The sequence below is a fragment of the Frankia sp. CgKIO3 genome (assembly GCF_977946435.1).
Genome location: NZ_CDWTMO010000176.1, coordinates 1 through 7,787 on the forward strand (window position 1 = coordinate 1; position 7,787 = coordinate 7,787).

At 71.6% G+C, this 7,787-nt stretch carries 7 protein-coding genes and 1 pseudogene; 3 read left to right on the forward strand and 5 right to left on the reverse strand.

Annotated features, from left to right (window positions below; translation table 11 throughout):
* The first annotated feature begins 72 nt into the window (after positions 1–72).
* Positions 73–657, forward strand: a complete 585-nt coding sequence (locus tag AC08OJ_RS16720; protein WP_476596218.1) for a histidine kinase dimerization/phospho-acceptor domain-containing protein — start codon at positions 73–75, stop codon at positions 655–657.
* Here AC08OJ_RS16720 and AC08OJ_RS16725 read toward each other — a convergent pair.
* A pseudogene (locus tag AC08OJ_RS16725) lies at positions 614–1,036 on the reverse strand (acyltransferase family protein); the annotation flags it as partial. The gene AC08OJ_RS16720 and the pseudogene AC08OJ_RS16725 overlap by 44 nt on opposite strands.
* 563 nt (positions 1,037–1,599) lie before the next feature.
* Between AC08OJ_RS16725 and AC08OJ_RS16730 the strand changes: the two are divergent.
* A complete protein-coding gene (locus AC08OJ_RS16730) occupies positions 1,600–1,854 on the forward strand; it encodes a hypothetical protein (protein WP_476596215.1) in 255 nt (84 codons plus the stop codon).
* Complete coding sequence (locus AC08OJ_RS16735; RefSeq protein WP_476594104.1) at positions 1,851–2,210, forward strand: type II toxin-antitoxin system PemK/MazF family toxin; 360 nt, start codon at positions 1,851–1,853, stop codon at positions 2,208–2,210. Before AC08OJ_RS16730 ends, AC08OJ_RS16735 begins: the two co-directional genes overlap by 4 nt.
* Positions 2,211–2,424: 214 nt before the next feature.
* Here AC08OJ_RS16735 and AC08OJ_RS16740 read toward each other — a convergent pair whose 3' ends face one another.
* The 4 genes from AC08OJ_RS16740 to AC08OJ_RS16755 all read right to left on the reverse strand — a co-directional run.
* A complete protein-coding gene (locus AC08OJ_RS16740) occupies positions 2,425–3,720 on the reverse strand; it encodes a DMT family transporter (protein ID WP_476596216.1) in 1,296 nt (431 codons plus the stop codon).
* 206 nt (positions 3,721–3,926) lie between these two features.
* A complete protein-coding gene (locus AC08OJ_RS16745; protein ID WP_476594102.1) occupies positions 3,927–5,315 on the reverse strand; it encodes a hypothetical protein in 1,389 nt (462 codons plus the stop codon).
* 83 nt (positions 5,316–5,398) lie between these two features.
* Positions 5,399–6,445 carry an LLM class F420-dependent oxidoreductase gene (locus tag AC08OJ_RS16750; RefSeq protein WP_476596219.1) on the reverse strand — a complete coding sequence of 349 codons (1,047 nt, stop codon included), beginning with the start codon at positions 6,443–6,445 and terminating at the stop codon, positions 5,399–5,401.
* A 177-nt stretch (positions 6,446–6,622) separates the two neighbouring features.
* Positions 6,623–7,787, reverse strand: a 1,165-nt coding sequence (locus tag AC08OJ_RS16755) for an XdhC family protein (RefSeq protein WP_476596217.1), incomplete at its 5' end; no start/stop codon positions are given.

The following is a 7,787-nucleotide window of genomic DNA, read 5'->3' on the forward strand; positions in this document are numbered from 1 at the left end:
GCACCGGCCACGCCCTCCCCCGACGCGGAGACACCCGTCAGTGGGGCATCAGCCTGGCGTCGGCGGCCGTGGTTGTCCCGGGGGCCGGAGACCGTCATCCGCCGGGGCACCGATGAGGACTACCGCACGCACGTCCACGAACAGGCAAGCCTGACCGCGCGGCTGGAAGAGACCGACCGGCTGCGCCGCGATCTGGTCGACACCGTCGCCCACGAGTTCCGTGCCCCGCTTGCGGGTATCCGCGCTGTCCTGACCGATGCCCGCAGCGGAGAGGCGGAGGGCGGCACGCTGGCCGGCCGGCTCGACACAGCGATCGACAGCACCCGCCAGCTCGAGCGCCTCCTTGAGAGCATGGTCACCGCGACGACCGCCGCGCACACCGACATCAACGCCAGCGATTTCACCGCGGCTCTCGCCGATGTCCAGACCGTGCTGCACACCACCCACACCGGCTGCCTGGTCGTCGTGGACGCCCCCGCACTACCTGTCCGGATGGACGGTGCCACTCTGCGCCGGCTTCTGGGTGACCTCGTCGACAGCCGGGGCCCCGGTTCAGGCGCCACAGCAGTGGACCGATCGCGACGGCGGTCAGCGCGAGACAGACCCAGAAGGCAGGCACGACCCGCAGGAACCGGTGCCAGAGGAAACGGGCGGTGAATGGTGCCCGCAGGTGGCTACGGGTGATCAGGAAGCCGCTGAGGAGGAAGAAGCCGTCCACGGCAAATGTGCCGAGGTCGGGGGCGCCGGGCAGACGTGTCAACGGGTCCGGTTCTCCCCGGACGAACAGCCATGAGTGGGACACGAGCACCGCGCCGGCCAGGATGAGGCGCAGCGCGTTGAGGTTGTTGCGGTGAGGATCGAAGGCCGCGGCCAGCGTGCCGGCCCTGGGTGTGGGTGTGGGTGTGAGCACGGGTATCGGCTCCGCTGTGGGGCTTCGCTGGTGGGGGACCCGGCGGGGAGACACGGCGAACGGTGGGTGCTGATCGGTCATGCGGTGTGGTCCCTTTCCTCCGGACGTTCCTTTCCCGCCGGACATCCGGTGCCGGGGACGCTGCTCGGCCGCCCGCCTCGCGGGCGCTCGTCACGCACCGGCACCATTCAACCCTAACGTAAGGGTAGTGTTTGCTGTGCGTGTCATGATGTATACGAAAACCGCATCCGGTGACGTGTTCCGATCGGACCACCGTTTCCCTGTGCCGCGTGGTCCGGCCGGCGGCCCCGGCCCTCCCCGGGGCAGGCGCTCGATACGTCGTTCCGTCCGAAGCCGGTCCGATGGTCAGGGGACGTGGATGGTCAGAGCAGGTGCACGCCCCGGCCGGGTGCGCATCGTTCGTCCGAAACGTTCGTCCGAGCGTATGTCTGGCGCGGGGAACGGCAATCTGAACCGTGCCCGATCAGGCCGGTGCGGCTGGGGACCTGCGGCCGGGCATCACGCCCCGTAGGCACCATCGCGCCGAGCATGGGCGACATGGGCGACATGGGCGATGTGGGCGTCCCACAGCACCGCACTCGAGGACAAGCCGCGCTGTCGTAGGTCGACCTACTGTCGTAACTCGACCTATAGCAGGTGCCACACTGGAGTGTATGGCTACGACATCTATGCAGCTGGACAGCGGGCTACGCGACGAACTAGCGGAGATCGCCGAGCGGGACTTCCAGGGCGTGCCGCTGGGCGAGGCGGTCCGGCGCCTGGTCAAGGAACACAAGATCAACCGCATCATGCGGCGGTACGAGGAACTGCGCGCCAACCCCGAGGAGTGGGCCAGCTACCAGGCCGAGGCGCGGCTGACCGACGACGCGGCCGGCGACGGCCTGCCGGATGCACGTGAGGAGTACCCGGAGTACCACCGGTGAGCCGGGCGCTGAGGCTCGCGCCCTGGCAGGTGTGGCTGGTGGACTTCGGTCAGCCGATCGGGCAGGAGCAGGGCGGCCCGCGCCCGGCCGTGGTGGTCGGCTCGGCGACGCACTGCCGGTTCCCGATCGACATGGCCCTCGTGGTGCCCCTGACCGCGCGTGACCGGGGCCTGGACCATCACGTGCGCATCGACTCGCCCGAGTCCGGCCTGGACCGGCCGAGCTGGGCACGCACCGAGGAGATCACGGCGGTATCCACCCAACGGTTCACCCGGTCCACACCGCTGGGCACCGCGTCGGCCACCGAAATCGCCAAGCTGAGCGAGTGGCTACGCGAGATGGTCGCCTTCGGCTGACCCGCCGCGGGTGCGGCTGGCGAGTCGCGCAGGTTCGCCACGTCACCTCCCCGTCCCGTTCAGCCCGACATCAGCGTTGCCGCCGCAGCGTCCAGAACAGCCAGTTCCCGGTGGCCGCACACGTGGCCACGTCTCGTGGCCCGGTCGCGGCACGGCGGCGCGCCGGCAGGGGTTCGCCCCGGTGCACGACCGCGGACCGGTCCCGGTCGACTGACTATCGCGAATGATTCCTCTGAGCCAGGACGGCGCCGACCTCACCGCGCAGTCGATCCGCCCGCCGGCGAAGCTCGTCCGCCCGGATGTCGAGAGCACGCCGCGCGGCGAGCAGTTCCCTTTCCGGCACGGCATCGTCCCCCAGCAGGCCCCGCTCCCCCGGTCGGGACCCGTTCGAGGGTCGGGGCCCGTTCGAGCCCACCCGCCCGGCGACCGGCCGCATCCGATCGTCGAACCGGTGCCGTTCGTCCACGAGGCTCGCCAGCTCCGCGCCAATGCGGTCGAGGTCCCGGCGCAGCCGGCGGCGCGCGCGGCGCAACGCCGGCCCCGGGACGCCGGCCCGCCGGCTGCGGCGCAGGTCGGCGCGCAGCCGCTCCAGGTCATGGTGCACCTGTTCCTCCAGCCGGGACAGCCGCCCCTGGGCCTGCCTCGCCACCAGCCGCGACATCTGCCCGGTGATCAGCGGAGACGTCGCCAACGTGCGGACACCCGTGACCATCACGGCCAGTCCGAGCACCTCACCGACCAACGCGAGGGGCGCCAGCCGCAGGTCGCCGCCCAGCAGGGCCACCCCGATCACCACCCCGGCCAGCGGCTCGCTGCTCACCGCGGCGGGCAGCGACGCCGGCAGCGGCGCCATCTCGTAGGCGCTCTGCAGCAGCAACGCACCGACAATCGCCGTGGCCACGACCGACCAGGGCTGCCAGGACACCAGGACCGCATCGATCCCGCGGGTGGTCAGCAGGTGACCGATGCTGCTGGTGAGGGCGGCCTGTATCGCGGACAGCAGGCCCACGGCCGTGGCCAGGATCGGGGCCCGCCGGGCAGCGGTGAGCCGCCGCGTCCCCCACACCGCACCGCACACCAGCCCGCCGGCCACCGCGCCGGTGAGGACCCAGCCGAACGTCGAGACGGCCCCCGGATCGCCCGGGTGCGGATCTCCGGCGATCAGGAAGAGCACGAGGCCACCGGCCGTCGCCGCGGCCGCCGCCCAGTCGCGGCGCGGCACCGCCCGCTGCGCCAGCAGGGCGGCGAGCGGCAGGGCGAACAGTAGCTGGCAGATCTGCAGGGATTCGACGAGGGCCACCGCGCCCCGGCTCAGCGCCGCCGCGGCCAGCACACTGCCGACCACCGCGACGGCGACCCCGACATCCCACCACGGTTGCCGCACCAACCACAGCAGCAGCCGCAGCCGCAGGACGTCATCGGGCGGCGCCCGGAAGGCAACCCGCTGCTGGATCACCGCGGCCACCGCGAAACACACCGCGGAACCGAGGCCGAGCAGATAGGTCGCCACTCCTCCTCTCCTCCTCGATCCCGCGACGTACCTTCCCGGGGAAGGCCAAGGCCTCACACGGCCGGCCCGGTGCGGTCCGGCAGCTCAGATCCCGCTCATCATGCTTGCCGGATCCAAGATCAGGGAAATGACCCCGGCCGGGACCACACCTTCGTCCGCCGCCGGGTAGCACGCCCGGGCTCGGAGGATCCGCGCGGGCGGGGAGGTCACTCACGGCCGACGGCACGGGTCTGCTTGTGGAGCTGGTAGATCCAGGGCGGGATCGTCGCCCAGAACACAATGACGTTACCGATGATCACCCCTTTGGCTCCGCCGAGGAGGAGGCCCGTGACCGGGCCGGCGAGCAGGAAGGGCGTGAAGAAAAGATTGATCCAGAAGGTGAGCCTGGTCCGGCCGAAGGCGTAGAGCACGGCGACCGGTCCCACCGACAGCGCCGGCCCGGCCTGCGCGATCATCGCGAGGAGAAGGAGTTCACGGGTCTGGCTCCAGGTGTCGCCGAGCAGGGCCGCCCCGAAATCGTCGGGGAGGATCAGGAAGATGAGGGTCCACAGCACGCTGGAGGCAACCACCAGCGCGGACACGGCGTAGGCGGCGCGGATGATCCGACGGGCCGGGGCGCCCCTGCGGCGGGCGAACTCGGGGATCGCGAAGCTCATCAACGCGACGGCCAGGTTCGTCGTGGGGGCGAGCAGGGTCTGCAGACCGCGCAGAGCACCGACGAGCGCTGGCGAGCCGATCCCGGCGATGATCAGAATCGACGTCTGCTGCGCCCCCTGGACCGTCACGAACTCGGCGGTCATGAAGCCGGTCGTCTCGCGGTGACCAGCGAACCAGGCGAGCGCCCGCCGCGGGGCGGGCCAGACCCGATGCTGCCCGATGCCGACCACCGCGGCCAGCGCCGCGGCGGCACCCCAGACGAGGACCATCACCGGCGCGCCGCCGGCCGCGGCCCGCCCGCCGATGGCCGCCTCCGGCCCGCCAATGGCCAGCAGGACGATGCCCACGCCCATCCCGGCCGCCCAGACGAGATCGTTGACGACGGCGCGGAGGGGGCGTCCCTGGGCGAACGACGTGTAGCGCCAGGCGTCCTGCACCAGCAGGGCCGGCATGACCACACCCATCGCGATCAGGTTCGTCCCGACCACGCCCTCGAGGACGCTACCGACCGCCATCAGGCCGGCGCCCACGACGGCACCGAGTACCAGGGCCAGGCCGGACGCGGCGCGAGCGGCGGCGCGGAACGCGGCCGGGGCGGCGGCGGCGTAGCTGATCCCCAGGGGCGCCGTGGCAGCCGCGCGCGACAGGCCGACGACGATCGCGAAGATCGTGTAGGCAATCGCGAACGCACCGAACTCGGTCGGGTCGACCCGGCGGGCGATGATGAAGTTGATCGCCGCGTTGGTGCCACTCGACACGACCTGGTCGACGATCGTCCACAGCGCGTTGATCCGGCCGCGGGACCGGGACGGGTACGGATCGGCCGCCGGTAGATCCGCCACCCCTGGACCCGCCGCGATCTGCTCACGCGTGTCACCGTTGGTCAGACCGTCGGTGACGGCAGGGCCGTCACGATACGCCCACCGCGGTCCGCCCACGCCGATGACCCTATCGTGACGTAAAAGTCATCTTGGAATCCCCCGCCTCAGGCGGAGAGCCATCAGCCCCAGGCGGAGAGCCATCAAAGGCCGTCGGCGAGCTCGCGGATCTGCTCGATGAGACGCACCCGCTCCAGGTGTGTCGGCGCCACCGGATTGACCGCGAGCGTCGTGACCCCGGACTCCGCGAACACGGCGAGCCGCTCGGCCACCCAGCCGCGCGGCCCGATCAGGGAGAGCCTCTCCAGCAGGCCGGCCGGCACCGCGGCGGCGGCTTCCCCCTTACGGCCCGCGAGGTAGAGGTCCTGGACGAGCTTCGCCTCCGCGGCGTAGCCGTAGCGGTGGGCCAGGTCGTTGTAGAAGTTGCGGCCCCGCGCGCCCATGCCCCCCAGGTACAGCGCGACCTGCGGCCGGTCGGTGTCGCGCAGCGCGGTGACGTCGTTGCCGACGGCCAGGGAGGCCCCGGCCCAGACGTCCAGGGTGCCGAGCGCCGGGTCCCGCCTGGCCGTACCGGCCCGCACCGCCTCGCCCCACACCTCGTCCGCGCTGTCCGGCAGGTAGAAGGCGGGCATCCAACCCTCGGCGAGCTCGGCGGCGAGCTCGACGTTCTTCGGGCCGAGCGCGGCCAGCACGATCGGGATCCGGTCCCGCACCGGCCGGTTAATGATCTTCAAAGGCTTGCCGAGACCGGTCCCCCGCCCCGCGGCGAGCGGGATGTCGTAGTGACGGCCGTGGTACTCGAGGACCTCCCGGCGCCAGACCTTCCGGCAGATCTCAATGGTCTCGCGGGTCCGGCCCAGCGGGGCATCGTAGGGGACACCGTGGAAACCCTCGATGACCTGCGGCCCCGACGCGCCGATCCCGAGGGTGAACCGCCCGCGCGAGACGAAGTCGAGGCCCGCGGCGGTCATCGCGATGAGGCTCGGGGTGCGCGTGTAGAGCTGCATGATCCCCGAGGCGATCTCGACGCGCGAGGTCCGGGCGGCGAGGAACCCCAGCTGGCTGACCGCGTCGAAGCTGTAGGCCTCGGCGACCTGGATGACCTGGAGCCCGGCCTTCTCGTAGTCGGCGAGCCCCGAGACGGTCTCCTCGAAACCTCCGCTGTACCCCAGCGACATCGCGATGCGCACGTACGCCACCCCTCCGGCCAGCTCCCGCCACGGCCCCGTCGACCCTGGCGTCTCACCCTCTGAGTTTGACTTCGGCTGCGGTTTGGGCATTGTCGATCATGTTTGGGGTGTCGGATTTGGAGAACTGGGGCTGGGAGAGTTGTCTCGTTTTTTTATGATCTTGAATACGGATGATCGTCAACACCGTTGATTATCTTGCTGTTCCCGTGCACCCGTCCGCGGCCTCGCCGGGTTCGGCGTGGATGCGGACGCCCGTTGCGGGCGGCCGCATCCACGCCACCGATTCTGGATGATTTCCGCGGCGATGGAGACGGCCGTCTCCTCGGGCGTGCGCGCGCCCAGATCCAGTCCGATGGGTGAGCGCAGCCGGTCGGCGTGGGTGCGCCGCGACCCCATCGCCCCAACATATCCGGCCGGGGAGCGCAGCGCCGCGCGCAGCACCGGGAGGTCGAATCTGGGGTCGTGGGTGAGGACGCAGATCACCGTGCGCGCGTCGACCTCGGTGCGGGCGAGGAACGCCGCCGGTCGCTCGCATACCACCTCGTGGGCGTCGGGGAACCGGCGAGGAGTGGCGAAGACCGGCCGCGCGTCGCACACCGTCACCCGGTAACCGAGGAAACGCCCGATGCGGACCACCGCGGCGGCGTAGTCGATCGCCCCGAAGACCAGCATCCGCGGCGGGGGCGCGAACGAACGGACGAACACCGGTACCGCGTCGGGTCGCCGCTGCCCGTGGCGGCCCCCCTGCCCGTGGAGACCGTAGTGACGCAGGCCGCTGAGCCCGGCCGCGAGCATGCCACGGGCGTCGTCGACCGCGGCCTCGTCGAGCCCGGACACCTCGGACACCTCGGACGCACCCGACGAACCGGCGGTCCGTTCCGGCCACACTACGACCTGGCTGCCCAGCCGCTCGCCACCGGCCACGGTCAGCAGGGCTACCGGCTCGTCGGCGGCGATCGCTGCAAGGACCGCGTCGAGCGGCGATGGCCCCAGGTCCGGCTGGCCCGGTGGGGGCGACAGATCTGACCCGTCGGGCAGGTGCGGCAGGTGCGGCGTAACAACGAGATCGATGACGCCGCCGCAGGTGAGCCGGGCGGCGAACACGTCGTCGTCGCAGATCCCGTAGGTCTCGAAGGCCGGCGCCCCCGTGCGGACCACCTCGGCGGCCACCTCGTACACGGCGCCCTCCACGCAGCCGCCGGACACACTGCCGACGACCTCGCCGTCGGCAGCCACGGCCATCGCCGCACCCGGCTGGCGCGGCCCGCTGCCCCGGACATCGACGACCGTGGCCACGGCGAACGCGGTGCCCGCCGCCCGCCACCGGCGCAGGGTACCGGCG

What these genes read in the sequence shown, in the direction of transcription:
- AC08OJ_RS16730 (WP_476596215.1), top strand. Translation starts at nt 1,600, where the DNA reads ATGCAGCTGGACAGCGGGCTACGCGACGAACTAGCGGAGATCGCCGAG.